We start from the raw sequence: 25,064 nt of genomic DNA on the forward strand, positions 1-25,064 counted from the left end.
AATGTTGTGTCCACAACGCACAGACGATCATGCGGTGGCCGTCCTCGTTCCCGCGGGACCCGAGGTCACCTCACGAATGGCGGCTGCCGTACTAGCGCACTTTCCCATTTGCTTTCACCCGGCGCGTGAGGAAAGAGACTAGCCGCGCCGCACTTGAGGTGCAGCAGCGCCCTCTTCTGCCGCTGTCCGGGCACCGTGGCCGGCCGCGTCGACGTTTCGCGTTCCTCGGCGAAGCGATGTGGCGGCCTCGGCGGATAGCCGCGCCGCGGTGCTGTCGCCGGTGGCGGATCCGCCGGTGATCGAATGTTGCCTTGACAGCAGCATCGACGCTATCTGCTCGGCGGAATGGGCCTCACGGTTCGGCCTGACCAGCGGCGTTCCGTCTGTGTTCTAACGAGAGTGACGGCGCTGCTGGGTGATCCGTGGGTGATTGGATGTCGGCGACCGTTCCAGCACGGGCGCGACTAAATCAGCACGTTCGAGCGGTCCGAAGGATTAGCGGCGGGCCTGGAATCATAAACTCGGCCCTGACCTGCTGGAACGTAAAGCGCCTCTGAGCTGCGAGAATGCCTTTTGAACGGTTCGGGGTCCGAGTGGTTACGGAGTGTACTAGAAACTACTAGTCATCTGACTACGGATCAGGAGGTTAGGGGTTCGAGTCCCTTCGGGCGCACCAACGATCAAGGCCGTGACCTGCGGATATAGTGGTCACGGCCTTTTCGTTTCCCATCTTCGAGCCGCACTGTCCCAGAATGTGGACGGTGGGTGATCCCTGGGTGATCGCGTGTCGTTCGGCTGTCGATCCGCGGTGGAATGGCGTTTCCGGGCATGACTTATCAGCCGATGACCTTGGTCGTTCTGGCCGGCCGACTCGCCCGTGAGGGTGACGCGAAGGTTCGCTGGAAGCTTGTGTGGAGTTCTTCGAGGAACTCCGGTGGGCTCCGGTCGAGGATCGGCCTCTGCTGGTCGCCGAGGAGCCGCCGGTGATCGGCGACCGGGAGTGGGGCGTATTACTGGCGGCGATGGCCGAGCATCTGGCCGCGGGGCTGGATCTGGCGCCGCCGTCGTGGTCGCGGCACCGGATCTTGGACACGCCATGGTTCCCGTCGTCGCTGCCGTCCAAGCGGATGGAGGCCCTGGTGCCGGCGCCGGCCGCGTTCCGTAAACACGGGGTCTATCTGTCGGCTCGTGATCTGGAGGCGGCGTGAGCGACGGGTTGCTCGGCCGTGCCGAGCGGCTCTGTTGCGTTGAGCGATCGAGGCCTGTCGCAGCCGACTGAAACAGCGACTCCGATCGATGCGCGGGTTACGCATCGACCGGACCGCCCAGACCGTGATCGCCGGGCACGCCTTCGTCCAGAATCTTCGCCGCGGACACTACGAGATCGCCACTGAAACTCCAGCCCGGCAAGGCGTGGCCGCCGCGTTCACCGAACTCGCCACCGCGATCTGACCCGGCGGCCGGACCAGGCCGGACACGTCTCCCGGTCGAACAACGCAACAGCGCCCAATTCTGGGGCAGACAACTTCCGGCCCGCGAGTGGTGACTAAGGTTCCGCGAATGTTCGTCGTCGCTGCCGGAAGCCCGGAACGTCCTCTCGTCGTCGCCTGTGAGGGCCCGGTCCTGGAGGTGATCGACCCCGGCACCGTGACCCGCCTATGCACCCTGCCGACCGGAATCGACCATGCGCTTCGGCTCGTTGCGGCAGATCTGGACGGACGGCCCGGTGCGATCGTCACCGGCGCGAGCGTCCGGCGTGCCATCGACCTGGAAACCGGCGCCTGGACCTCGATCACGCAAAATCAAGATCAAGATCAGGACAGTCTGGTACGGGCTACGCTGCCGCCGTACACCGTCGAACTCGCCGACACCGTGCTGACTGTCAGGGACCGTGCCACAGGCGAACCCGTCGGGGTGCCTGTGGCCCTGCCGAACCGCTGGGCACGTGGTGCCGCCGTCACCACGATCGACGGCCGGCCGGTGGTGGCCGTCGCATCCGGAACCACCGTCACCGTCCATGACCTCACCACCACCGAGGAGATCCTGACCGTCGTCGCCGACGAACAACGCGTCGACGCAGTCGCCATTCTCGGGAACATTCTGGTCACCGCTGGTATCGACGAGTCGGTACGGCTGTGGGATCTACGGTCTGGGGCATCCCTGGGCACGCCGGCCCCGTCGGCCACGGGCGTCCCGATCACCGCCGTGGCGACCGGACGACTCCACGGGCTCCCATTCGTGATCAGCGGCGACGAAGCAGGCACGCTTCGCCTGTGGGATCTGGGACCCGACGGGCTGACGCAGGCCGGCACGACGCTGCACGGCCATGACGATTGGGTTCGTTCCATCAGGATCACCGAACTCGACGGCCGGGCCGTCGCGGTCTCGGCCGCCGACCGCACCCTGCGCCGCTGGGACCTGACCACCGGCGAGATCGTGGGCGACCCGATCGACACCAGATATTCGACCGACGTGTTCACCATCGCTCACTGGAACGGCATGACGGTCGGTATCGGTAAACAGTCCGACAACCGGACCCGCGTGTGGGATCTGACCACCGGGGAACTCGTCGCCGGACCGCTCGACGATTGGGCCGCCTCCTGCGCGTTCGCCGCGTTGGACGGCACCCTCTACGCCGTGCTGGAGGACCACCCGGAGGATGGGTACGGCGACTACGACCAGGATGAAATCGCTCTGCAGGTCTGGGACCTGGCCGAGGGTGACAAGCTCGGCGAGCCGCTGGTCGGCGGCGGCTTCGGCGGGATCGTCATGCGCAAGCCGGTCACCGTCACCGCGGTCGGCGGACGGCCCACCCTGGTCTCCGGATCCGGAGTGGACGGCCTGTTGCGACTGCGGGAGTTCGGTGCCGAGAACCCGGTCGACGTCGCACTCGCCGGGCACGAGGGCCAGGTGAACGCCCTGGCCACCGCCGAACTCGACGGCCGGACCGTGGCGGTGACCGGTGGACTCGACGGCACCGTCCGATTCTGGGACCTGAGCGCAGCAACCGCGATCGGCGGGCCACGAATCGGCCACATCGGCAAGGTCCGCGCAGCCGCCCTGGCCGAGGTCGACGGCATGCTGGTCGCGGTGACCGGAGGCAGCGACGGCGATCTCCGCACCTGGCCACTGTGAGGCCAGGCGGCGCTGTTGGGTTGAGTGATCGGGAAGTCATGGTGTCGAAGCGGTCTAAAGCCCACGGCCGTGAAGTTGCGGGCCGTCGGCGGGCGTCAAGGCGGTGATTTCGAGGGCGGCTTGGTAGGTGCGTCGGTCGACGCGGAGGCTTTGTACGCGTATCGCGATAGTGGTCGTTTCACCCGCGCCGACCGGGCGTCCGATGCCGTCGACGTGCACTACGGCCTTGCCCGCACCTGGGACTACTTCCGCGACACGTTCGGTCGCAACGGCGTCGGCGACGACGGGAAAGGCCTCCCGGCGTACGTGTATTACGACGTCGACGAGGCCAACGCGTCTTTCTCCAGCCAGTGCAACTGCCTCATGTTCGGCGACGGGGCACCCGGCGCCAGGCCGTTCACTTCGCTGGATGTGGTGGCGCACGAGGTGGCGCACGGCCTCACCGACGCGACCGCGAGCCTGACCTACGTCGGCGAGTCCGGCGGGCTGAACGAGGCCAGCAGCGACATTTTCGGCACGCTCGTCGAGTTCGCCGCGCAGAATCCCGCCGACCCGGCCGACTACCTGGTCGGAGAGAAGACCGAGACCCGCGGCCCAGCCCTGCGCCGGATGGACGAGCCGAGCCTGGACGGCAAGTCGGTCTCCTGCTGGAGCGAGGATCTCAAGGACCTCAAACCCGACGTGCACCGCCTGTCCGGGATCGGTAACAGGTTCTTCTACAACCTGGCGGTGGCAGCGGGACGACCGAGTGGGGCACCAGCACCCCGTGCGGCAGTGCCGGCCCTGTCACCGGCATCGGCAACGACAAGGCGGCGCAGATCTGGTACCGCGCGCTCGCCGTGTACATGGTGTCGAACACCAACTACGCAGGCGCCCGCAAGGCCGGGCCTTCAGACGCGGCACCTGGACTTTGCGGGCAGCAAGGACAATCGCCGGATTGTCCACGGCGTCGACCGGGTACTGCGCCCGATCGGCCTGCCCTGACCTGCCTCGCCGTCGGGAAGGACCACGGGCCTCAGGGAATCGTGCCCATTTTCTTGGCCAAGGACTCCCTTCAGTCGTAACGGGTATAGTTACGACTGGAAGCGAGTGGGAGGCGATGTGAGTGCCAACAGCAGACTGACCATAGCTACACACGCACTGACCTGGATCGGCCTGTATCAGCAGCGCGGCCACGAGGTGGCCACCTCCGAGCAGATCGCGACGAGCGTCAACACCAACCCGGTGGTGATCCGCCGCCTGCTCTCCCTGCTGAGCCGGGCAGGTCTGGTCGTCTCGCGGCGCGGGGCCGGCGCGGGCTGGATGCTGGGCCGGGATCTCGCAGCCATCACCCTGCTGGACGTCTATGAAGCCATCGAGCCGGGGCCGGTCTTTGCCATGCATCCCGCGACGCCTGACCCTGGATGCGTCGTGGGTCACGGCATCGCACCTGCGCTGAAAGGCATCTACGGCGGCATTGAGGCCGCTCTGCGTCAAGAGTTGGCCAAGACCAACCTGGAAGACGTGCTGCGGGACACCCTCGAAGTCGCCTGACCCTTCCACGTGGGTGTGGGCTTTTCACGCCTCTTGTTGTAACAAACTTTGTTACATCTTTCGCACTGTTGCAGTGCCTGGACAAAGGACGAGACCGATGAGAGCAGACACACAGACCTCGCGGACCGTGGCCCAGAAGTTCTTGCAACGCCTGGGTGAGCAGGACCCTGAGGGCATCCAGGAGCTGTTCAGCCAAGAGATCGACTGGTACGTCCCCGGCAGTGACACGCTGCCGTGGACCGGACGCCGCTCTCGCCGGGAGGAGGTCGCGCCGTACTTCACCACGATGTGGCCGCACTTCGTGCCCGGCAAGAGCGTGGTCGATCTCAAGGGCATCATCGCCGACGGTGGCGACGTGATCGTGCTGGCGGTCTGGACGCACACCGTCGTGGCCACCGGTAAGGAGTTCACCACCCCGGCGGCGATCCATCTGACAATCGAGAACGGTCAGATCGTTCGGCTGAACCTCTACGAGGACACGCTGATCGTCGACAAGGCCTTCAACGCCGGCTGAGTGACGCGGGCTCATGTGCCCGGGCTTCGGGCACATGAGCCGCCGTCATCCCGCCTGGGAAAGCCCACAGTCGCTGCCGGACGATGTCGATCGGGACGACTGGGTACCCGTAGAGGCGGCCAACGGGTCGCGTTGCACATTCCCGCAGCCGACCATCATTGAGATCATGAACCGAAGGATTCTGCTCACCCTGTTGGCTGTACTGGGTGCCATCCCGATAGCCACTGGGGTGACCGCGGTCGTAGGAGGCTTGAGCTTCAGCCCCGACGACACGAGTGGCACTGCTTACCTCGACAGCGAATACCGTTTTCTGGGAGTGTGGTGGACAGCGGCGGGTGTACTGCTCTGGTGGTCGTTGCGCGTGCCGCAGCGACGGGCCGCCGTGACCCGGGCACTGCTCGGTGTCATGGTGCTCGGCGGCGTGGCGCGGTTGCTGGGCGTCATTCTGGCCGGCCCACCGCCGGTTCCGTTCCGGGTGTCCATGGCCGTCGAACTGTTGGTTATACCCGCGCTCCTGGTCTGGCATTGCCGCGTGTACCCGATGGTTCGGCCTCCGGCCACCTAGCCTCCGATCCGACCCGTGAGTGGGCTGCATCCGCGGCCGCCGGAGACTGACCGTGCTAACTCCGGCCGCGTTAGGACAGGTTGGCGATTATCTCCGGCTGACCGGAGAACGGGTGGTCACTCGGCCATGGTGACGCGAGCTTCCCGGGGCATGTGAGCCTCGCCGGCGTCCGCCTGACGCTTGGATGGCCGGCACGCTGCGGACGGACGTCACCGGCGCCGGTCGAAGTGGTCCCGGTGGGCTTCGATCCATGTGGCCAGGGAGGTTGCCGGGTGGCCCGTGATGCGCTGTACGTCGTCGGTGCAGGCGTCGACGTTGTCGAGCCGCCCACGCACCACCCGGGCGAACTGCTGCCGTAGGCCCTCGGCCATCCAGGCGTCGGCGCCGCCCAGCCGCACGGCCGTGGCGAACACCCGGCTCGGTAGGGGCACGTAGCGGACCGGGCGGCCGAGAACGCGGGAGAAGGTCGCGGCGACCTGAGTCGAGGTGAGCAGGTCGGGTCCGGTGATCAGCGCGGTCTGCCCGGTGTGCCGGCCAGCCTGCAGAACGGTCGCGGCCACCCGGGCCACGTCCTGCGTGTCGGTCCAGGCGATGGCGCCCGAGCCGGTGGTCTGAGGATAGAAGCCACGTGCGATGGCGGCGGCGGACTGTGTCAGGTTGTCCATGTACGCCGACGGGCGCAGGATCGTCCACTCCAGCCCGGACAGTTTGACGTACTGCTCGGTGTGCCAGTTGGCCTGCGCCCAGGGGATCGGTGACGTCGCCGTCGCGTCCGACGCTGAGATCTGCACGATGGCTCGGACACCGGCCCGCTGGGCCGCCCGGACGACGTTGGCGCCGTGCGGTGCCTGCGACGGGCGGGCCGCGGCGAGCAGCATCACCTGGTCGGCGCCGGCGAACGCCTTGGTCAGCGCATCGACGTCGTCGAGGTCGGCCCGCGCCGCGTCGATGCCCTGCTGGGCGAACCGGTCGACCTGGTCCTGGCGGCGAGCGACCGCCCGCACCTCGGTGCCGGCCTCGTGCAGGAGCCGGAGGGTCTTGCCGCCGACACTTCCGGTCGCTCCGGTGATCGTGATTGTCACTGTCGTACTCCTGGTGTCCGTGCGGGCCCCGGACCGGCCCGCGTTCGTCTTCCAGATACCTCTCGCAAGGATATCGAAACCAGCGGGTACCGGAACTCGTTGGTATCGTGCGTCACAACGACGGGCGTATCACGACAGGGAGAGCGCATGGCCGCGAACAACACCGGGAGCCCGGACACCGAGCGCCCGCGTCCGGGCCGTAAGCGCGATCACGACCGCGACGAGGCGATCCTGGAAGCCGCGCTGGACGTCCTGGCCGAGGTCGGCTATGCGGGCATGACGATGAACGCGGTCGCGGCGCGGGCCCGGGCCGGCAAGGCGACCTTCTACCGGCGCTGGCCGTCGAAGTCGGAGCTGGTCCTCGAGGCGGTGGCCCAGCTCCAGCGGCGGCAAGGCGGGCTCGTGCCGGCCGACACCGGTAGCCTGCGTGGCGACCTTCTGGCATTGTTCCGCCCGACGTCACCTGCGGACGCCGAGCGCCAGTTCGCGGTCATGGCCGGTCTGGCCTCGATGCTGAGCCAGGACCTCGGGCTCGCTGACGCGGCCAACAACGCGATAGTCGAGCCGTGGACCGAGGCGAACCGCGTGCTGCTGCGCCGGGCCATCGGTCGAGGCGAGGTCGACCCGGCCGCCGACGTGGACACGTTGGCCTCGGTCCTGCCGTCCATGGCGGCCTATCGGGCCATCATCCAGCGCAAACCGTTCGACCGGGAGTTCCTGGCCTCGATCATCGACAGGGTGCTGCTCCCCGCAACACGCCGCTGACGGACCCGACGCATTCCCTTCGCTACCAGGCGGCGAAGCAGGGCTTGCCGGTCGCTGGGCCTATGCTTCCGGCCGCGTCGGCGAATCGCCGACGCGGCCGGGTCTTGACTGATCGCGCCCTACTTTTTGCCGGTCTTGGAATTCTCCGTCTGTGCGGCGTAACCCTTCTCGGCCTTGGCGACGGCCTCAGCGGTGAGGTTGATGCCACCGGCGACCTTGATCATCTGTTCTTTTGTCAGGCCGGTGCTGGCGTCGAACTGGACGGTGAGGTAGACGTGGGGCGCTTGAACGACGAAGATCTGGGTCGCTTCCACGGCGGTTCCCTCGTCCGGGGTGCCCTCGCCGGTGTGTATGTATCGCAGCGCGGCCGGCTTACCGTTGATCGTCAGCTTTTCGTCACCGCCGGGCTCGACCGTGAAGTCCTTGTTCTGCAGGTAAACCGCGATCTTGTCGGTGTAAATCTTAGGGTCGGAAAGGTCAGGCTTGGCCGGGTCGGGTGTCTTGGCTTTCTCCGGTGCCAGGACCAGTTCGTAGCCGTTCTGACCCTGGATGAAGAATCCCTCCGGCACCATGTCGATCGTGAACAGGTTTGGCTGCTGCCCGGTGTAACCGACGAGCTTGATCCCCGCGGGCGTACCGTTCGTGCTCTGGGCCGAGGCCGGCGAATTCTGGGCCGGTCCACCGACCAGCCCAGGTCCCAGCGACAGCGCAGCCGCGACGGCCGCGATACTGAACACTGACCCGGCGGCCACTCGGACAACGCGGTTGCGCCGGACGGCGTGGCGTCCGCGAGCCAGGTCGTCCTCGATGACGCCGGCCGGTGTCTCGTCGGCGGGACCGGCCAGGTGCTGCAGGCGGCTCTGAAGATCCATCATCGGATGAGTTCCTGTTCCTTGAATCGGGTGTTCGGGGCAGGCGGGTTACGCGGTGCTGCGGGCTGGCCCAGGGCCACCCGTAGCTTGTCGAGAGCTCGGGCGGTCTGACTCTTGACCGTTCCGGTCGAGCAGCTCAGTGCCGCCGCTGTTTCGGCGACGTCCAGGTCGTGGAAAAAGCGCAGAATGACCGCGGCGCGCATCCGCCGCGGCAACTGACTCAGCGCGCGGGACAGCTCCGGATCCAGGTCGACCGATACCGACTGCGCCTCGGCGCGGTCCGGCAGGCGATCGGACGGCCGCTCGAAACGCCACCAGGATCGACGGCGTTCCCTGAGGAAAGCGTTGACCAGCACTCGGCGCAAATAGCCGTCCGGGTTGTCCGCCCGCCGGAACGCCGCCCAGGAGACGTAGAGCTTGGTCAGCGCTGTCTGTACCAGATCTTCGGCCAGGTGCGGATCGCCGGCCGTCAGCAGCCGCGCGGTCTGCAGCAGCCACTTGCGCCGATCGGCCACGAAATCGTGGAACTGCTCGTCGCGCTCGGACTTGCCCGAGCTGCTGTCCTGTTTCACACCCACCCTGACCCTTCGGCGCGGTGGAAGGTTGCATGAGGGCGAGACCACTTGAAGTTCATCTCACCGGTGTCCGCGCTCGGGACTGCCGCTGAGGCCTGGGGTCGATACGTGCAACGACAGCACCGCGACCTTGACGAGACCCTCACGACGATCGAGCAGTCCAGGCTTCGTCTCAGCGATGGTCCGCACGCTACTGCGGACCGTCGACGGAATCCTCGGCTACTTCGTCGCCCTCGTCGTCGTGGTCAACAACAACCGATGCGGAACGTGGCGTCCTGCTACCTGCGGGGCTTGGTTGTTCTTGGCTGTGGGGATCAGCGTTCGGCTCGGTGTGGTCCGGCGGCGTCGGAGGAAGCGACTTGTTCGGCGAAGGTTTCGACGTCGCGGATCCGGCCGGCGACGATGACGGTGTCGCCGATCCCGGATCAGCGCGCCGGCAGGGTGAGCGTGAAGACGGTGCCGGCGCCCGGGACGCTGTGGACGGTCAGGTCGCCGCCGTGGGCCCGGGCCAGTTTCCGGGATATGGCCAGTCCCAGGCCGCTGCCTCCGGTGCTGCGGCTGCGGGAGCTGTCGGCGCGCCAGAAGCGGTCGAAGATCCGGGGAAGATCATCTGGGGCGATGCCACTGCCGGTGTCGGCCACCTCGGCACCGTTCGGGAGGGGGCGCAGGGTGACCGTTCCGCCGGGGGGAGTGTGCCGGATGGCGTTGGAGAGCAGGTTGCCGAGGATCTGACGGAGTCGTTCCGGGTCGGCTGTCACCCGGGTGGGTGGGCCGTCGGGGAGGATCAGGGTGACGCCGGCGGGGGCGGCGGTGCCGTTGTGGGAGTCAGCCACCTGTCGCAGTACCTCCGCGATGTCGCAGTCGGTCGGGTGCAGACGTAGGTGGCCGGCGTCGGCGGCGGCCAGGTCACGCAGGTCGTTGATCACCCGCTGGAGCAGGACGGCCTCGTCCAGGACCAGGTCGACCAGCGGGCGGTCGATCGGGGTCAACCCGTCCTGCGCGGCCTCCAGCCAGCTGCGGATGTTGGTGAGCGGGCTGCGTAATTCGTGGGCGATGTCGCCGATCATTTCGCGGCGGCGGCGTTCCGTCGCACGGCGGCGGGTGTCGAGGTCGTCGAGGGCGGCGGCGAGGTGGCCGATCTCGTCGCGGCGTTCGGCGGCGACGACCGGGAATCCTTCGGCCTTGACGGCGGCCTCGGTGAGCCGGGTCAGCGGCCGGACCAGACGGCGGCCGGCCAGAATGGTGATCACTATCGCGGCGGCCAGTACCGCAGTGGTGACGACGGCAATCCGGGTCAGGTTGTCCCGGGACAGGTCGTAGGCTGCAGGCGCGGCCGCGGAGGACGGATCGGTCACGTACAGCAGAGCTGCCGGGGCGACGTACGGCCGTAGTTGGGCCTGCCGGGCCTGGAAGGCGCACTCGTGCAATCGTTGACCGCCGGCCGGGGCGGCGTCGGTGAGCGCGAAGTCGACGGGGCTGAACCAGATAGCCCCCTTCACAGCCGTGAGCCCGGCGCAGCGTGCGGTCGCCGCGGTCAGTTCCCGCAGCGGTTTCCGCTCGGTCGGCCTGATCGCGCCGCTCAGCCGGCAGCGGGCGGGGTGCTGCGTCTTCCGGTGATCCCGGCTTGGAACAGGCACCACAGGTAGACGTTGGCGCCCTTGTCAGAGCCGGCGATCTCGGTGTCGGTCAGCTGGTACGGACCGACCACTCGGGGGTCGATCCGCTGGCTGCCGCCCGCGATGCTCAGGTCCACGTTGAGCGGGTCGACCAGGGCGGAGGGCCGGACGTCGCGCAGGGAGGGGCCGGGCGCGGTCTCCGCGATCAGGGCGCCGTCCTCGGCCAGCAGCGTGATGCGCCGGTCGCGGCGGCCGGTCTGCAGAATCCTCTCCACGCCGTCCCAGGTGGTGGCGGTGGCGGCGTGGGCGAGCAGCAGGTCGTACAGGGCCCGGTCGTCGGCCAGCACCTGGCCCTGCTCCTGGCGCAGGGTGCGGGTGGTGGTCTGCACAGCGAGCCAGGCGGTGGCCGCGATGGCGCACACCGCGATCACGATCGAGGTGGCGAGCAGGCGGACGACGAGACTGCGCCGCCAGGACAGTCTCACGCGACCAGCTTGTAGCCGACGCCGTACACGGTCAGCAGCCGGGCCGGCCGGCGCGGATCGTCCTCGATCTTCTTGCGCAGGTTCTTGATGTGCGAGTCGATGGTGCGCTCGGTGGATTCGCGGTGCAGGCCGGCGGTGTGTGTCAGCAGCTGCGCCCGGCTGAACACCCGGTCCGGGGCGCCGGCGAGCGCGGCCAGGATGCCGAACTCGTCGGGCGTGCAGGCGATGTCGCGGCTGTCGAGCTGGATCAGGTGCTGGTCCATGTCGACGCTGAGCGCGCCGACGCGCCGGATGTCACGCGGGGCGGCCGGCGCACGCCGCAGCAGGGTCCGGATGCGGGCCATCAACTGCCGCGGGCTGTACGGCTTGGTCACGTAGTCGTCGGCGCCGGTGTCCAGGCCGAGAAGCACGTCGTCGTCCTCGTCGAGCGCGGTGAGCATCAGTACCGGTACGTCGGAGCGGGCGCGGATGAGCTGGCAGGCGGCCACCCCGTCGAGGGCGGGCATCAGCACGTCCAGCACCGCCAGATCGACGTTCCCGGCCCGGATCGCGGCGACCGCCTGTTCACCGTCGGCGACCATGATGGGGTGGTGGCCCTCGGCCTCCAGGTAGCGGCGCAGGACCTCCGCCTGCCTGGGGTCGTCCTCTGCTACCAGCACGTTCGCGCACATGGCCGGAGATGGTAAGCGACGAGAGCTGCTCTGATCTTCGATTGAACTCACATGCCTGATCGCACAGGATTCACACAATCCGTAGTGATGCTCGGCGAGCATGTCAACCGTTCGACAAGTCGCCGCCGCGGCGCTGGCCGTGGTCCTGACGGGCGCCGCCGCTGTCGCCTACCACCTGAACGACGCACCGGCGCCGGTCGCGGACACGAAGCCGGCTCCCGCCCGGCAGGAGATCGTGCGCACCGACCTGTCGGCCCGCGATCAACTGTCCGGCGCCCTCGGCTTCGGCCCGTCCCGGACGGTGAAGAGCACCCGGACCGGCATCATCACCTGGCTGCCCGCGGCCGGGGTGACGATCACCCGCGGCAAGACGCTCTACCGGGTCGACGACCTGCCGGTGCCGCTGTTCTACGGCGCCCTGCCGCTCTACCGGCCGCTCGGCGAGCCCGGCATCACCGGGCGGGACGTGAAGATCGTCGCCGACAACCTGGCCGCACTGGGTTACCGGGTCGGTGACCAGGAGTCCAAGGACGGCAGGACCAGAGTCTGGACCGGGCAACTGAGCAAAGTGGTCCGCCTCTGGCAACGCGACACCGGACTGCCGGAGACCGGAACCCTCGCGGCCGGCGACATCGCCGTGCAGAGCGGCGCAGTGCGCGTCGACTCGGTCACCGCGCAGAGCGGCGACCCGGCCGCCTCCGAACTTCTCACCGTCACCGCCACCCGCAAAGTGATCACCCTGCTGGCCGACCCGGCCCGGGCCTCCACGATCCGCCGCGGCGACCCGGTCAGCGTGAACCTGCCGGACGGCACGGTCGCACCGGGGCAGGTGGCCACGGTCGGGCGGGGCACCACCCCGGCCGAGGACGGGTCCGGCGGGCCGAAGATCGCGGTCACCGTGGTCACCGAGGACCCCAAGGCAGCCGACCGGCTCGATCGCGCCGACGTCACCGTCGACCTGAACATCGAGACTCGTAAAGGAGTCCTCGCGGTTCCGGTGGGCGCGCTGTTGGCGTTGCGGGAGGGCGGGTACGCGGTGCAGCTCGCCGACGGCCCGACCGTAGCCGTACAGGTCGGCATCTTCGCCGGCGGCCTGGTCGAGGTCGAGGGCGAAGGGCTGGCCGAGGGGACGACGGTGGTGACGTCGTCATGAACGTCATCGAGGTGTGCGGTGCCCGGATGACGTACCCGGGCGGGGTCGTCGCTCTCGACCAGGTGTCCTTGCGCATCGGCCAGGGCGAGCTGCTGGCGATCGTCGGCCCGTCCGGCTCCGGCAAGTCGACGCTGCTCAACATCATGGGAACCCTGGACTGCCCGACCGGCGGCACGGTTCGTATCGACGGCCAGGACGTCGCCGGGCTCTCCGACGCGAAGCTGTCGCGGCTGCGGGCCCGGCGGCTCGGCTTCGTCTTCCAGCGATTTCACCTCACCGACGGGATGACCGCGGCTGAGAACGTGGCCGCCGGGCTGCTCTACGCGGGTGTACCCCGGCGGTTACGGCGGTCGATGGCCCTGGCCGCGATCGACCGGGTCGGCCTGTCCCACCGCGCGGGGCACCACCCGCACCAGCTCTCCGGCGGGGAAAGGCAGCGGGTGGCGATCGCCCGCGCGCTGGCCAACGAGCCGGCGCTGGTGCTGGCCGACGAACCGACCGGCGCGCTGGACACCAAGAACGGTCACGCGGTGCTGGCGCTGCTGCAACGGCTGCACGCGGAGGGCACCACCATCGCGGTGATCACCCACGACCGGCAGATCGCCGCGTCGATGCCGCGCTGCGTGGAGATCCGTGACGGGCGCCTGGTCTCGGACCGTACGAGATGACCGCTCTGGATCTCCTCGGTCTGGGTCTGCTCGGGCTGCGCACCCGGCCGGCCCGTGCCGTGCTGTCCGCGCTGGGCATCGCGATCGGCATCGCCACCATGGTCGTGGTCACCTGCATCCCGGCTTCCAGCAGCGCCGCGCTGATGCGTGAGCTGTCCGCCCTCGGCACCAACATGCTGCAGGCCACCGCCCCGCAGGGGCAAGCGCCGATGCCGGAGGAGTCGGTGGCCATGGTGGAGCGCATCGCCCCGGTCCTGGCGGCCAGCGCGGTCGCCAACACCCACGCGGTGGTACGCCGTTCCGATCGCTCCGACATCGGTGACGGCGCCGGTCTCACCGTGCTGGCCGCACACCTTGACGTGCCCGAGGTGCTGGACGTCGGCGTCGACCGGGGCGCCTGGCTGACCGAGGCGACCGCCGGGTTCCCGTCCGTGGTGCTCGGCTCGGTCGCCGCCGCCCGGCTCGGCGTGACCGCTCCGGACGTGCAGATCATGGTGGGCGACCGGCTCTTCACCGTCACCGGGATCCTGGACACCACCCCGCTGTCCCCGGACATCGACCGTGCGGCGCTGGTCGGCTGGCCGGCCGCCCGGACCTACCTCGGCTTCGACGGACACCCGACCGTGCTCTACGTGCGCGCGCACGAGGCCGCCATCGAGGATGTCCGGGCCGTGCTGCCCGCCACCGTCAACCCGCAGAGTCCGGGGAACGTGCAGGTCACCCGGCCGTCGGATGCGCTGGCGGCGAAACGGGCCACCGAGAACACGTACGCCGGGCTGTTCCTCGGTCTGGCCGCGGTGGCGCTGGTGGTCGGTGGGGTCGGAGTGGCGAACACGATGGTGGTGTCCGTGCTGGAACGGCGGGGCGAGATCGGTCTGCGCCGCGCGCTCGGCGCCAGCCGCAGCCACATCCGCGCCCAGTTCCTCACCGAGGCGGTGGCCCTCTCCGCGCTCGGGGGCGTCGCCGGAACCGCGCTCGGCGTCCTGGCCGGGGCCGGGTGGGCGCTGCAACACGGCTGGCCGGTGGTGATCCCGGTGCCGGCGACCGTGGCCGGGCTCGGCGGAGCGCTGCTGGTCGGCGCGCTGGCCGGGGTCTATCCGTCGGCCCGGGCCGCCCGTCTCACACCGGTCGAGGCGCTGGCGTCCGCGTGATCACAAGATTCACATAGTTAACGAGAAGGATCGTACATTATGAAACGAATTGTTCTTTTGATGGTGGCCGCGTTGTCCCTCACGGCCTGCAGCGCCGAGGAACCCTCCACACCGGGCGTGGTGACTCTCGAATCGCCGTCCACCACCAAGGCCGCCACCCCGGCGGCGGGCGAGGAACGACCGGTCATCCGGCCGGACGCCACCGAGGCCGACATCAGGATGCTGACGAATGCCTATGGCAAGTGCCTGGAGGAGGCCGGCCTCAAGGTCGCCAAGGACGACGCGGGCAACTACGGCAAAGCCAGCGGTGACCTGAACGGGGCCGCCGCGAAGAAGTGCGCGGTCAAACAGCCGGAGAGCTGGCTGGATCGGGAACGGCGCACTGACCCGGACTTCGCCGACCGGCTGCGTGCTGCCGTCGCTTGCCTGAAGGGGAAGGGCTACCAGGCGCGTGTCGACCCGGACGGCCCGAAGATCGCCTACGCGAGCACCGCCGAGTTCATCAGGGCCGACGAGGACCAGGACGCATGCGAGCGCGAGGCGTTCCGCGAGGCCATCGCCGGCTACGGCAACGACTGATTGATGGCCGTCGCCACGCCCGGCACGCAGGCGCGCGCCGGGCGTTCGGCGGGACGGCAGATCACGGCTGTGCGCGGCCGGCCGTGCGTGCCGGCCACCACCTGCGGGTGCGCCACCGGACGACGGCGGTGACGGTGCGTAACACATCGGGGAAGCTCGTCATGGTGCGGTGGTAGCCGGTCCGCACGTCGCCCGGACATGTGCTTCTTGCCGTAGAACAGGCTGTCGTTCTTCCTCGCGTTCACCTCAGTCGACGCCCTATTTGGCCTCCGGTGAACGGTGCCGGGTGGCCTGGAGCGTGCCGAGCAGGGTGACCGCCTGGGCGGTCACGCTGTCGGGCTCGGGTTGGTAGACGACGAGGATCTGGCCGGGCGCAGCGCGTACGTCGAAAGAGAGCGAGACGAGCGAGAGCGAGCCGACCTCGGGGTGGTCGAACTCGATGGCGTCTTGAGCCTTGCCGTAGACGGTGTGCGAACCCCAGAGCTCGTGGAAGGCTTCGCTGCGCCGGCCGAGGTCGTCGATGAGCTGGTGCAGGCGTGGATAGCCGGGGTGGGCGCCGGCGGCATGGCGCAGGCCCGCCACGATCGACTCGGCGAAGTGATCCCAGCGGGCAAAGAACCGCGGGGCGGCCGGGTCGAGGAACGTCATCCGGGCCAGGTTGTCCATCGAGGTGAACGGCTCGAACAGCGCTTCGGCCAGCGGGTTGGCGGCCAGCAGATCCTTGGCCGGATTGAGGACGAACGCCGGTGCGCTCGTGCACGCGTCGAGCAGGTGCCGCAGCGGCGGGCTGACGATCTCCCGCGGCGTGCGGCGGGCGTCCGGAACCGAACCGGCCAGCCGGTACAAGTGGTCGCGGGCCTGGTCGTCCATCCGCAGGGCGTTGCCGATCGCGTCGAGGATCTGCGGCGACGGGGTGCGTTCCCGGCCCTGTTCCAGCCGGGCGTAGTAGTCGCTGTTCATGCCGGCCAGCACGGCGACCTCCTCGCGGCGCAGCCCCTTCACCCGGCGCCGGCCGTGTGAGGGCAGGCCCACGTCGTCCGGTCGTAGACGGGAGCGATGCGCGCGCAGGAACTCGCCGAGTTCGTTTCCGGTCACGTGATGAGGTTAGGCCGTGACCGGGCGGGGTTTCCTGGGTGTGTGATGCCCAGGGAAAGCTTGTCCTGGTTGGCTGCGGCGGTAGCGCGGAGGCTGGGCGCATGACATCAACCGCCAAGATATTTCTGATCACCGGAGTCAGCAGCGGCCTCGGCCGTGCCTTTGCAGCCGGTGCTCTGAATGCCGGGCACACCGTCGTGGGCACGGTCCGCGCGGATGCGGACGCGAAGTCGTTCGCCGGCCTGCACCCGCAGCGGGCGCACGCACGGATCCTCGATGTCACCGACGACGAGGCGGTGTTCGCCGTGGTGAGCGACGTCGAGAAGAATGTCGGTCCGATCGACGTGCTGATCGCCAACGCCGGATACGGCCTGGAGGGCACCTTCGAGGAGACCCCGCTGTCGGCGCTGCGAGCCCAATTCGAGGTGAACGTGTTCGGGGCCGCCGCGACCATCCAGGCCGTCCTGCCGCACATGCGCGAGCGCCGCCGGGGCCACCTGGTGGGTGTCACGTCGATGGGTGGCCTCGCCGGTTTCCCCGGAGTCTCCGCCTACTGCGGCAGTAAGTACGCGCTCGAGGGCATCCTCGAGTCGCTGGCCAAGGAGATCGCCGGCTTCGGCATCCGGGTCACAGCGGTCGAACCGGGTTCCTTCCGTACGGATTGGGCCGGACGCTCGATGACCCGCGCGGAACGCACCATCGCCGACTATGACGCCCTGTTCGAGCCGATCCGCGACGCCCGCCGCACGGCGAGCGGCCGGCAACTGGGCGACCCGGACCGCGCGGCCGAGGCCGTGCTGCGCATCCTCGACGCTCCTGAACCGCCGCAGCACCTCGTGCTCGGCTCGGACGCCCTGCGCGTGGTCCGGGCCGGTCGCGACGCCGTCGATCACGACATCGACGCCTGGGAGGACCTCAGCCGCTCCACCGACTTCGTCGAATGAAGCCGCCCAGGAGCGTCACGTGAGCTTCCGCGCGCAAAACAGGGTCAAGCGGTAGGGGCCGACCGCAGCAGGTTGGGGGGAGGACCAGCGCTGGACGCCGGGTAGAGCACGGCGTCATGTTTCTGGGCGTAGTCGAGGAACTGCCCGGCCTGTTCGGGCCGCCACACCATCACCGGGCTGGGCCGTTGCCCGGTGGCTTGCCGATGCTCGATCGCCTTGGGCGTCCACACCCGGGCTTTCGGGCGGGCGCCGGTTTCGAGTTCGATGCCCAGGGCCGGGTTGGTGGGGATGAGCCGGGTTCGGCGAACGGTGTCGTTGAGGGCGACGCGCAGGGTCGCGTACAGCCGTTGCAGGCTGGAGGCGCCCATCGGCCGTATCCCGCGGAAGCGGGCGTGGACGGCCGGATCGTTGCTGGCGTGCCCGGTGCGGGTGTCGAGGGCGATGAACATGGCTTGGATGTGGCTGGCCCGCAGCGCATGCAACGGGATGTCGCCCAGGTGGTCGCTGTAGCCGCGGATGGTCTTGGGCGACAGGCCGCGCCGTCCGGCCAGCCATCCGGTCAGATATTCGCCGGTGGTGGTCGGGATGGTGGCGGGCACGCCGGCGCGGACGCGGGCGGCGACGGTGTCACGGTCGGGCAGCGCGATGCCGTTCTTGCAGGCGTGCAGCAGGTCACCGATCTGCACGGCCAGGCCGGTGTCGCCGTCGGCGAGGGCGAGCAGAGCGCGGGCGTGGTCGAGCTCGGTGCGGGCGGCATCGCAGTCGTCGAAGCCGCTGCGGCGCAGGACCCGCCGCCCGCGTGGGCGGGGTGGGTAGTTCGGCGGTCGGCCGGTCATGGTGGATCGGGTCCTTGACCTCGGAGAAGGCAATGAACGGCCTGTCTTGTCCCTGAAGGTCATGCGTTCGGTCTCGGCTTGGCCACCTCCGTCGCCGCGTTCGGCGAACCTTCCTGCCGGTGGCGTTCCGGCCGCCGCGCCGTGGACGGTGCGGTGAACAGTATTCTGGCCCGCGTGACCGAGGGTGTATCCGGAACGACGCCACGGACCCGGCCAGGCGGCCGCACTGCGAGAGTCAGTGAGCAGGTGCTGGAAGCCACCGTGGAGCTGATCGCCCGGCACGGCGTCGCCGCGGTGACCTACGAGGCGATCGCCAAGCTGTCCGGCACAGGCCGGGCGACCCTGTACCGCAAATGGCCGCAGCGCGACGACCTGATCCGGTCCGCGCTCCTGCGATTCGCCGAGACATCGGTGCGCACCCGTGACACGCACGACATCCGTGCGGATCTGGTCGACCTGTTGTGCGACATCGGTGACACGCTCGCCACTCCGGTCGGCCGAGCGATCATCAACGCCTCCGTCACTGCGGCCGACGACGACCCCGTGCGCCACCTCGGCCAAGAGGTGTTTGAGGCGCGACTCGCCGCGCTGCAGGAGCGTATAGACGCGGCGGTGGCGTCGGGTCAGCTGTCGGCGATGGACGTGCGGTTCCTCAACACCATGCTCGTCGCACCGGTCTACCTGTCGATGACGCGGGACCGGCACCCTGTCACGCGCGAGTTCGCGCAGCGGGTGGTGACGACGGTTCTGGACGGGCTGATGCCGCGCTGACGCTTGACGCCCCCATCGCTTAATGAGACGATAGTGTCTCATTAAGCGATGGGATTATTCCGTGTCCGACACGCACAACGACACCTGGGGCGGCCAGGTGCCGCCCACCCCCTTCGACGAGTACTCAGACAGGTATGCGGCCTTCTTCAAGATGCGCCGCGAGAACGGCATCATCGAACTGCGCCTGCACACCGATGACGGTCCTTACGTCCACAACTGGGCAGCGCACAACGCGTGGAGCCGAGTCTGGCAGGACGTCGGCAACGACCCGGAGAACCAGGTCCTCATCATCACCGCGACCGGCGACACCTGGTTCCAGGGCAGTCCGGAGAAGACCTGGGGAAAGCCGATCGTCGAAGAGGAGCCGGACTACATCTTCCAGCAGACGTACGACGGCTGGAAGCTCATCGAGAGCTTCGTGAACAACCTCGACATCCCCACCATCGCGGCCGTCAACGGCCCTGGCATCCACACCGAATTCGCGATGCTGTGCGACATCACCCTCGCCGCCGAGGACGCCGACTTCATGGATCCGCACTTCCTGGCCGGCAGCCCGCCCGGCGACGGGCAAGCGCTCGTTCTGCAGGCGCTGATGGGGGCGAAGCGGGCTGCCTACCACATCTACGGAGGTAAATCTATCCCAGCGCGCAAGGCCTTGGAATACGGCATCGTCAGTGATGTGCTGCCCCGCGAGCAGCTTCTCACGCGAGCATGGGAGATAGCCGAGTTCATCATGAAACGCCCCCGTTTCTCCCGCTGGGCCACTCACAACATCCTCTCCCGTCCGTTTAAGAAGCTCGTCGCCGAGGATTTCGGCTTCCATATGTCTCAGCAGATGCTGGGCACGATCGGCGCCAAACAACTCATCCCGATCCGGGAACTGATCGCCGATGCCAACGCCCGCCGGATCTGGTGATTTCGTGACTCCCGCCTCCATTCGGTTCGCCGCGCCACTGGGCGCGGCAAGATCGCGGCGGGGACGGACGGGCGGCGCGGGCGATGCCCGAGCTCGACGGCGGCAGTCGGGTCGGCTGGGCGCGAATCGCGCGTAACGGGGCCATCGGCGCCTGGTCCGACGACGACGGCGGCTGGCCGGTGCGACGGCGGCGCCCGGCCCGAGCGGCCGGGGCGCTTCCCCGGTTCGATCGGTCCGCTGGACGGCGGTCTTGACTTCTCAACATGTGAGACGTCCCGTAAGGGGTGAAAGTCGGCAGATGGTAGCAAAGCGGAGCGTCGCCGAGTGTTGCCCGGAAAACCCTGAGCCTTCTGATTGGGGCGCTGTCTACGGATCAGAAGGTTAGGGGTTCGAGTCCCTTCGGGCTCACTTCAGAAAAGGGCCGTGACCTGCAGAAATGCGAATCACGGCCCTTTTTGTTCCCACTTTCGGGGCTGGAAATCCCAGTCTTTAGGACCCTGGTGATCCGGTGGCGATCCGGTGCCGAGAAGCCGTCCGTCCGATGGGCGCTGACCGGGCTCGGGCGGCTTCCTCCGGTTCTCCGGGGTTCGCCCGCTCCCCTGAGTGCATCGTGCGGCATGCCGCGGGCACGGGGCGTGATGCCCCGCGAGCCCGAATTGCTGAAGGCGCCCGGGAGCGCCACGAATATTCGCGCTTTGCCGAGGCCCCGCCGGCCGGCGTTGTGACGATGGCGTGGCGGGCGCTCGGCTCTGCGGCGGCTTGATGGCCGTGACCTGCGGACTCAGCGGACCATCGGCGACGCACCTGAAAATCTTCACGGCTCGCCGAGAAAATCTATGGCGACGGGACTAGACATCCTTGCCGAGTCCGGTTAGTGTTTCTCTCATTGACAGCAGAGATCGTTGAAGACGCAGACGAAGACCGAGCGTCAAGCAGGGCCCGGATCTTTTCGTGGCTCGCTCGGCACGGCGGTGGCACAGCATCACCGCATGCATTCAGTAAGGCAGGTGCACGACAAGACCTTGACGTAACTCCAGGTCAGGGCACAAGCGGGTGGGGCTGATGCGGTTTCAGGGCTCCATCTGGCGCAGGACAGCAGTCGAAGTAACGAGTAAGGCAAGTGCGAGACAAGACCTTGACGAAGTTCCAGGTCAGGGCAGACGCAGGTGGGGCCGGTGCAGGTTCAGGGCTCGACCTGATGCAGGAGATCAGCCGTACGTGTGCGGGGCCGTGAAGTTTGCGTGGGGCTCCGACACCGGCAGGTAGTACGACAGCACCACAGGAAATGGAAGCAGAGGAAAGGGAGGGACGAGCACCGTTGGATCGCCCGCCGTCAGAACTGTTCTCGGGTTCTGGGGTGGACACCGCAGTTTCCATCGAACGTGAGGTGGTCTCCGGTCACGCTTATGCGATCCTCGCACCGCAATCCGCGAGAGGCGGCAGGTGCGGAAAAGGCAAGCCGACAAACATGTCGGTAGATGGTGTTGTGATTCCGTAACCCTGGGCCCCGGCGCTTCTGCGCCGGGGCCCTCGTCATGGAGAGGTGTGTGGATGGCCCAACCCGATGACATGCTCGACGACGAGCACTACCCTGCCTACACGATGGGCCGCGCCGCTGAGATCACCGGCGCCTCGCAGGATTTCCTGCGCCGCCTGGAGAAGGCGAAACTGTTGATCCCGTCCCGGTCGGCCGGAGGCCACCGCCGCTACTCGCGTCACCACCTGCGTCTCGCCGCACGGGCCCGGGAGATGGTCGATCAAGGCATCGCCCTGGAAGCCGTCTGCCGGATCATCGTCCTCGAGGACCAGCTCGAGGAAGCTCTTCAACGAAACGGGAACCAACCGCACCGACAGCAGGCGGACGCCGCCTGATCCGATCGCCTTCACGGTCCTTCTCCGATCATGAGAGAAGGACCGTTTCGCATGGCCCGCGTTCCCCTGACCGTACGTATCACCGACCGAGCGGCTGTTCAGGCGGCGGTGGTGCGCAGCGCGATGGCGATGCCGATGCAGTGGGCGGTGAAGGCTGCGATGGTCGCTCCCGGCCGAGGTCCCCCGCTTCTCTGACCCATGGGTTACAGCTTGAGGTGCTTGCATTCGGTACCCAGGTACAGGCGGCCGTCCGCCGCCCGTGGTAACGGCAACCCGGCCAGCTGCCGGCGCAGCGACTCGACGCCGATGCGCCCCGCGTTGAGCGCGTCGTACATGGCGCCGTGGCCCCGCCGGTGCTTCGGCGCCGGAGACAGCCCGGCCAGCGTCTTGACCGGCCCGTCGGTGCACAACAGGGCGTCCGTCAGCTTGAACAAGGCGTCCGTCAGCTTGAACAAGGCGTCGGCCCGCCTGATCATGCATCGGTGGAGCTGCTCACGGAACCCGCCAGGACATCGATCGCTTCCGCCCTATCCCTCACGACCGCCACAACGATCATTGATAGGCGCAGACACGGCTCCGCGGGCGTCAGCGCAGTGTCGTAGGTCGAGCAGGCGTACCGGCTGCCGGCCGCTGCGGTGCGACGAAATTGCTCAGCATCCCGGTTCGATGTTGCCGGTCGACCGCGTTCGCCCAGGCCGGAGCACGACGGACTTCACTCTCATAGCCGCGAGTCGCGCTGGTGGCGTCGGTGCGCAGTCGCAGTCAGCCGTTGGTTACCGAGGTCAGGGACGGTGGTCCGGCTCAGCGGCCCTTCATATTCCGGCGCATTGAACGCCAGGCATAGGAGACAACGCCACGAACCCCGGGGTCACGCGACTTGACCGGCGACTGCGTATCAGCGGTCGACGCCGGCCGTGGCGGCTGCTCGACCCCTGTCGCTACGCCGTCACGATGAGACGACCTCGAGGTGTTCCGCGCTGGTCTGGTGCGCGATCTTCTCCGGGTCGAGGCCGAGCATTCTCAACAGGGACGCGTTTCGTGCGGTGTCGACGAGTGGCGGTAGTTGCCGATCGACCCAGTCCGCCCGCTCCGTTAATCCCCTGGTGCGCAGTGTCGCGACGATGGTCGCTTTGTCGATGAGCATGACGTGCCTTCCAAGAGTGCCCCGCACGGGCCGGCATCGCCGGTGGCTTCTGATGACCAGAGTCGTCCTTCAGCATGTCGCCGGAAGGCCCCGGAGGTAAGGGCCATTCGGACTCTGAAGGAGTTCACACCGCAGGGCTGGCTTGGTGACCTCCGGTCTTCGCGTGCAGCACGGCCAGTGCGGCGAGGGGTGTGCTGGTCGCGCGACGCCGCGGCAGGGGTGAAGGCCCGCAGGTGTCGATGCCGAGCGGCATGTTGCAGGTTCAGGATGCGCCGCCCAGGCTCACGGGTGGCGGGTCGGTGTCGGGTGCGGGCTGAGTGGGTGCAGAGCGAACACGGTGGCGCGGATGTCGTGGACGATCGCGTCGACTTCGTCGATCTGGGCCTGTATCGCGCTGCGGGTGGGCGTTTCCTTGGCGGCATCTCCGGTCACGACGTGGCGGAGGCTACGGACGAGCACCCCGATCGGGCTGCGCTCATCCAGCAGGTCACCCCTGCCTGGTGAGTTCGAAGACCGGATGATTTTTTGCTTCCGCGACGAACTGCGTCACGGGAGCATCCGGAGCGGCCCGAAAGTACGGGCGGGTCGGCCGGGCGATCCCGATGTACTGCTTGAGCACCGGGCCGGCCTCGTCGGCATCCACCTCGCGCACCTGGTAGTCGGCTCGGCGTCCGCGGCGGCGGAGAGTCACATGGCCGGCGGCCCGCGCGTTGAGCACCCACGACACCGGGCCATATGGGGCCACCAGGTAACGCCGGCCGTCTCGCTCGACGACGGTGACCGGGGTGGTGCGCGGTTGCCCGGTCCGGCGGCCGCGGGTGGTCAGCAGATAGGAGTGCGGGGCCCAGGCCTGCTCTTGAGCTGCACCTGTCGAGCGCGTCGGCGTCGTAGGACCGCGTCGGGCGCGCCAGAGGCGCTTTGCTTCCCGGCTCCAGGCTCTCCGGGCGGCCCGCGCCGGAACCGCCGGCGGTGGCTGCCGCCGGACCATATTCGGGCTGTCGTGAGCGTGCCGTAAGCCCCGCCGCGCCGGTCCCACATCGACCAGGTGTCCACGCGAGTTCTCTCCAACGGTCCGAGTGGACGCGGATGGTGAGGCGGTCACCGGTGGTGTCATCGAGTGGGTTCACGGGCGTAGCGCCAGCTTGCCGACGGTGAGCCCGTTCTGCATCCGGGCGAGAATTCTGGGCCCGTCGGCCAGGTCGAAGACGGTGGGCCGGCCGGGTCGGTACACCCCGGCCGAGATCAGCGCGTCCAGCTCGGCCATCAGCCCGGCGAACAGTTGCGGCGCAGCCTCGGCCAGCACCCCAATGTGCAGGCCGATCACCTGGACTTGTTGTTCGAACACGAGCTTGTGGGTGGTGAGCGCGGCCGCGCCGGCGGCGTTGCCGTAGACGACGACCCGTCCGGTGATCCGCCGCGCCGCGGTCAGGCTCGCCCCGAACGTGTTGCCGCCGACCGACTCCAGCACGAGGTCGGCGCCGACGTCGCCGGTCAGTCGTCGAACCTCGGAGGCAATGTCGGCGGCACGGTGGTCGAGGACATGATCGGCGCTTAGCGCGCGAACCGTGTCGTGCTTGCTCGGTGAGGCGGTGGCGATCACGGTCGCCCCGTAGTGTTTGGCCATCGTCACCGCGGCTTGGCCGACCCCGCCGGCTGCCGCGGTCACCAGCACGGTTTCGCCCTCGGTGAGGCGACCCAGCGGCTTGAGCGCGGCCAGGGCCGTCGCCCAGTTCAGCACCAGACCGAGTGCCTGCTCGTCGGCCCAGCCGGCCGGCACCGGCAGTGTCGCTGACGCCGGCATCAGCATGTACTCGGCGAACGCGCCGGGCCCGGCCCCGATCACCCGGTCGCCGATGGTCCGACTGGTCACACCTGGCCCTAGCGCGACGACCGTACCGGCCGCCTCGAAGCCGGCCAGGTACGGCGCCTGCGGCCCTCCGCCGTAGGTACCGTGTGTCTGCATCACGTCGGCGAAGTTGACGCCGGCGGCGCCGACCCGGATCAGCACCTCGCCCCGACCGGGGGTTGGCACCGGGACGTCGTCGATGAGCCGCAGGTCCTGTGGGCCGTCAAGGGTCGTCTGGCGGAGGGCGCGCATAGTCGTGGAAATGGTCATGCCGCG

Annotated in this window: 29 protein-coding genes and 1 pseudogene; 17 read left to right on the top strand and 13 right to left on the bottom strand. The window is 68.4% G+C overall.

Annotated elements, in window-relative coordinates:
• Positions 1 to 911 precede the first annotated feature (911 nt).
• The 8 genes and pseudogenes from ACH442_RS30785 to ACH442_RS30820 all read left to right on the top strand — a co-directional run bounded on the left by ACH442_RS30785 (position 912) and on the right by ACH442_RS30820 (position 5,747).
• A complete protein-coding gene (locus tag ACH442_RS30785) occupies positions 912 to 1,208 on the top strand; it encodes a hypothetical protein (RefSeq protein ID WP_396341619.1) in 297 nt (98 codons plus the stop codon).
• A 46-nt stretch (positions 1,209 to 1,254) separates the two neighbouring features.
• On the top strand, positions 1,255 to 1,452 hold the full coding sequence (locus ACH442_RS30790) for a DDE-type integrase/transposase/recombinase (protein ID WP_396341786.1): 198 nt from the start codon (positions 1,255 to 1,257) through the stop codon (positions 1,450 to 1,452).
• Between the two features lie 108 nt (positions 1,453 to 1,560).
• Positions 1,561 to 3,135, top strand: a complete 1,575-nt coding sequence (locus ACH442_RS30795) for a WD40 repeat domain-containing protein (RefSeq protein WP_396341620.1) — start codon at positions 1,561 to 1,563, stop codon at positions 3,133 to 3,135.
• Between the two features lie 69 nt (positions 3,136 to 3,204).
• Positions 3,205 to 3,858, top strand: a pseudogene (locus ACH442_RS30800) (M4 family metallopeptidase); the annotation flags it as partial.
• A 95-nt stretch (positions 3,859 to 3,953) separates the two neighbouring features.
• Positions 3,954 to 4,199, top strand: a complete 246-nt coding sequence (locus ACH442_RS30805) for a hypothetical protein (protein ID WP_396341787.1) — start codon at positions 3,954 to 3,956, stop codon at positions 4,197 to 4,199.
• A gap of 37 nt (positions 4,200 to 4,236) precedes the next feature.
• A complete protein-coding gene (locus ACH442_RS30810; RefSeq protein WP_396341621.1) occupies positions 4,237 to 4,668 on the top strand; it encodes an Rrf2 family transcriptional regulator in 432 nt (143 codons plus the stop codon).
• Between the two features lie 97 nt (positions 4,669 to 4,765).
• Entirely contained in the window at positions 4,766 to 5,182 is a 417-nt protein-coding gene (locus ACH442_RS30815; protein ID WP_396341622.1) for a nuclear transport factor 2 family protein, read from the top strand.
• A 34-nt stretch (positions 5,183 to 5,216) separates the two neighbouring features.
• Positions 5,217 to 5,747, top strand: a complete 531-nt coding sequence (locus ACH442_RS30820) for a DUF4345 domain-containing protein (RefSeq protein ID WP_396341623.1) — start codon at positions 5,217 to 5,219, stop codon at positions 5,745 to 5,747.
• Between the two features lie 209 nt (positions 5,748 to 5,956).
• On the opposite strand, the gene ACH442_RS30825 is transcribed toward ACH442_RS30820, so the two are convergent.
• On the bottom strand, positions 5,957 to 6,829 hold the full coding sequence (locus ACH442_RS30825; protein WP_396341624.1) for an SDR family oxidoreductase: 873 nt from the start codon (positions 6,827 to 6,829) through the stop codon (positions 5,957 to 5,959).
• A 147-nt stretch (positions 6,830 to 6,976) separates the two neighbouring features.
• On the opposite strand from ACH442_RS30825, the gene ACH442_RS30830 reads away from it, so the two are divergent.
• Complete coding sequence (locus ACH442_RS30830) at positions 6,977 to 7,594, top strand: TetR/AcrR family transcriptional regulator (RefSeq protein WP_396341625.1); 618 nt, start codon at positions 6,977 to 6,979, stop codon at positions 7,592 to 7,594.
• Between the two features lie 119 nt (positions 7,595 to 7,713).
• Here ACH442_RS30830 and ACH442_RS30835 read toward each other — a convergent pair whose 3' ends face one another.
• From ACH442_RS30835 to ACH442_RS30855, 5 genes are all read right to left on the bottom strand, one after another.
• Positions 7,714 to 8,331 carry a hypothetical protein gene (locus ACH442_RS30835; protein ID WP_396341626.1) on the bottom strand — a complete coding sequence of 206 codons (618 nt, stop codon included), beginning with the start codon at positions 8,329 to 8,331 and terminating at the stop codon, positions 7,714 to 7,716.
• 134 nt (positions 8,332 to 8,465) lie between these two features.
• Positions 8,466 to 9,044, bottom strand: coding sequence for a SigE family RNA polymerase sigma factor (locus ACH442_RS30840; RefSeq protein ID WP_396341627.1), 579 nt, complete (start codon positions 9,042 to 9,044; stop codon positions 8,466 to 8,468).
• A 422-nt stretch (positions 9,045 to 9,466) separates the two neighbouring features.
• On the bottom strand, positions 9,467 to 10,540 hold the full coding sequence (locus ACH442_RS30845; RefSeq protein ID WP_396341628.1) for an ATP-binding protein: 1,074 nt from the start codon (positions 10,538 to 10,540) through the stop codon (positions 9,467 to 9,469).
• 80 nt (positions 10,541 to 10,620) lie between these two features.
• Positions 10,621 to 11,142, bottom strand: coding sequence for a hypothetical protein (locus ACH442_RS30850; RefSeq protein ID WP_396341629.1), 522 nt, complete (start codon positions 11,140 to 11,142; stop codon positions 10,621 to 10,623).
• Positions 11,139 to 11,813, bottom strand: a complete 675-nt coding sequence (locus ACH442_RS30855) for a response regulator (protein ID WP_396341630.1) — start codon at positions 11,811 to 11,813, stop codon at positions 11,139 to 11,141. The genes ACH442_RS30850 and ACH442_RS30855 overlap by 4 nt, the downstream gene beginning before the upstream one ends.
• Positions 11,814 to 11,913: 100 nt before the next feature.
• Between ACH442_RS30855 and ACH442_RS30860 the strand changes: the two genes are divergently transcribed.
• From ACH442_RS30860 to ACH442_RS30875, 4 genes are read left to right on the top strand one after another with little or no spacing between them, the layout of a single operon-like run.
• Positions 11,914 to 12,966, top strand: coding sequence for an efflux RND transporter periplasmic adaptor subunit (locus ACH442_RS30860; protein ID WP_396341631.1), 1,053 nt, complete (start codon positions 11,914 to 11,916; stop codon positions 12,964 to 12,966).
• Positions 12,963 to 13,634 (top strand): ABC transporter ATP-binding protein, encoded by a 672-nt coding sequence (locus ACH442_RS30865; RefSeq protein WP_396341632.1) that lies wholly within the window; start codon positions 12,963 to 12,965, stop codon positions 13,632 to 13,634. The genes ACH442_RS30860 and ACH442_RS30865 overlap by 4 nt, the downstream gene beginning before the upstream one ends.
• Positions 13,631 to 14,785 carry an ABC transporter permease gene (locus tag ACH442_RS30870; RefSeq protein ID WP_396341633.1) on the top strand — a complete coding sequence of 385 codons (1,155 nt, stop codon included), beginning with the start codon at positions 13,631 to 13,633 and terminating at the stop codon, positions 14,783 to 14,785. The genes ACH442_RS30865 and ACH442_RS30870 overlap by 4 nt, the downstream gene beginning before the upstream one ends.
• Before the next feature lie 39 nt (positions 14,786 to 14,824).
• Positions 14,825 to 15,364, top strand: a complete 540-nt coding sequence (locus ACH442_RS30875; RefSeq protein ID WP_396341634.1) for a hypothetical protein — start codon at positions 14,825 to 14,827, stop codon at positions 15,362 to 15,364.
• 258 nt (positions 15,365 to 15,622) lie between these two features.
• On the opposite strand, the gene ACH442_RS30880 is transcribed toward ACH442_RS30875, so the two are convergent.
• Positions 15,623 to 16,459, bottom strand: coding sequence for a helix-turn-helix transcriptional regulator (locus ACH442_RS30880; RefSeq protein WP_396341635.1), 837 nt, complete (start codon positions 16,457 to 16,459; stop codon positions 15,623 to 15,625).
• A gap of 101 nt (positions 16,460 to 16,560) precedes the next feature.
• Between ACH442_RS30880 and ACH442_RS30885 the strand changes: the two genes are divergently transcribed.
• A complete protein-coding gene (locus tag ACH442_RS30885) occupies positions 16,561 to 17,403 on the top strand; it encodes an oxidoreductase (protein WP_396341636.1) in 843 nt (280 codons plus the stop codon).
• Between the two features lie 44 nt (positions 17,404 to 17,447).
• Here the strand turns inward: ACH442_RS30885 and ACH442_RS30890 are convergent, their stop codons facing one another.
• A complete protein-coding gene (locus tag ACH442_RS30890) occupies positions 17,448 to 18,239 on the bottom strand; it encodes a hypothetical protein (RefSeq protein ID WP_396341637.1) in 792 nt (263 codons plus the stop codon).
• 174 nt (positions 18,240 to 18,413) lie between these two features.
• Here ACH442_RS30890 and ACH442_RS30895 point away from each other — a divergent pair, with 174 nt between their 5' ends.
• The 3 genes from ACH442_RS30895 to ACH442_RS30905 all read left to right on the top strand — a co-directional run bounded on the left by ACH442_RS30895 (position 18,414) and on the right by ACH442_RS30905 (position 21,798).
• Positions 18,414 to 19,010 carry a TetR/AcrR family transcriptional regulator gene (locus tag ACH442_RS30895; RefSeq protein WP_396341638.1) on the top strand — a complete coding sequence of 199 codons (597 nt, stop codon included), beginning with the start codon at positions 18,414 to 18,416 and terminating at the stop codon, positions 19,008 to 19,010.
• Between the two features lie 61 nt (positions 19,011 to 19,071).
• Positions 19,072 to 19,926 (top strand): enoyl-CoA hydratase/isomerase family protein, encoded by an 855-nt coding sequence (locus ACH442_RS30900; protein WP_396341639.1) that lies wholly within the window; start codon positions 19,072 to 19,074, stop codon positions 19,924 to 19,926.
• A gap of 1,551 nt (positions 19,927 to 21,477) precedes the next feature.
• On the top strand, positions 21,478 to 21,798 hold the full coding sequence (locus ACH442_RS30905) for a MerR family transcriptional regulator (protein ID WP_396341640.1): 321 nt from the start codon (positions 21,478 to 21,480) through the stop codon (positions 21,796 to 21,798).
• A gap of 203 nt (positions 21,799 to 22,001) precedes the next feature.
• On the opposite strand, the gene ACH442_RS30910 is transcribed toward ACH442_RS30905, so the two are convergent.
• The 5 genes from ACH442_RS30910 to ACH442_RS30930 form a co-directional block, all read right to left on the bottom strand.
• Positions 22,002 to 22,274, bottom strand: a complete 273-nt coding sequence (locus ACH442_RS30910; RefSeq protein ID WP_396341641.1) for a transposase — start codon at positions 22,272 to 22,274, stop codon at positions 22,002 to 22,004.
• A 470-nt stretch (positions 22,275 to 22,744) separates the two neighbouring features.
• The gene (locus tag ACH442_RS30915; RefSeq protein ID WP_396341642.1) at positions 22,745 to 22,942 is read right to left on the bottom strand and encodes a hypothetical protein; all 198 of its coding nucleotides are present in this window, start codon (positions 22,940 to 22,942) and stop codon (positions 22,745 to 22,747) included.
• Between the two features lie 282 nt (positions 22,943 to 23,224).
• Complete coding sequence (locus ACH442_RS30920) at positions 23,225 to 23,374, bottom strand: hypothetical protein (RefSeq protein WP_396341643.1); 150 nt, start codon at positions 23,372 to 23,374, stop codon at positions 23,225 to 23,227.
• Between the two features lie 55 nt (positions 23,375 to 23,429).
• Positions 23,430 to 24,056, bottom strand: coding sequence for a nitroreductase family deazaflavin-dependent oxidoreductase (locus ACH442_RS30925; RefSeq protein WP_396341644.1), 627 nt, complete (start codon positions 24,054 to 24,056; stop codon positions 23,430 to 23,432).
• Between the two features lie 9 nt (positions 24,057 to 24,065).
• Positions 24,066 to 25,058 (bottom strand): NADPH:quinone oxidoreductase family protein, encoded by a 993-nt coding sequence (locus ACH442_RS30930; RefSeq protein WP_396341645.1) that lies wholly within the window; start codon positions 25,056 to 25,058, stop codon positions 24,066 to 24,068.
• Between the last annotated feature and the right edge of the window lie 6 nt (positions 25,059 to 25,064).

Origin of the sequence: Actinoplanes sp. NPDC020271 (genome assembly GCF_044388125.1) — a bacterium.
GTDB lineage: Bacteria > Actinomycetota > Actinomycetes > Mycobacteriales > Micromonosporaceae > Actinoplanes.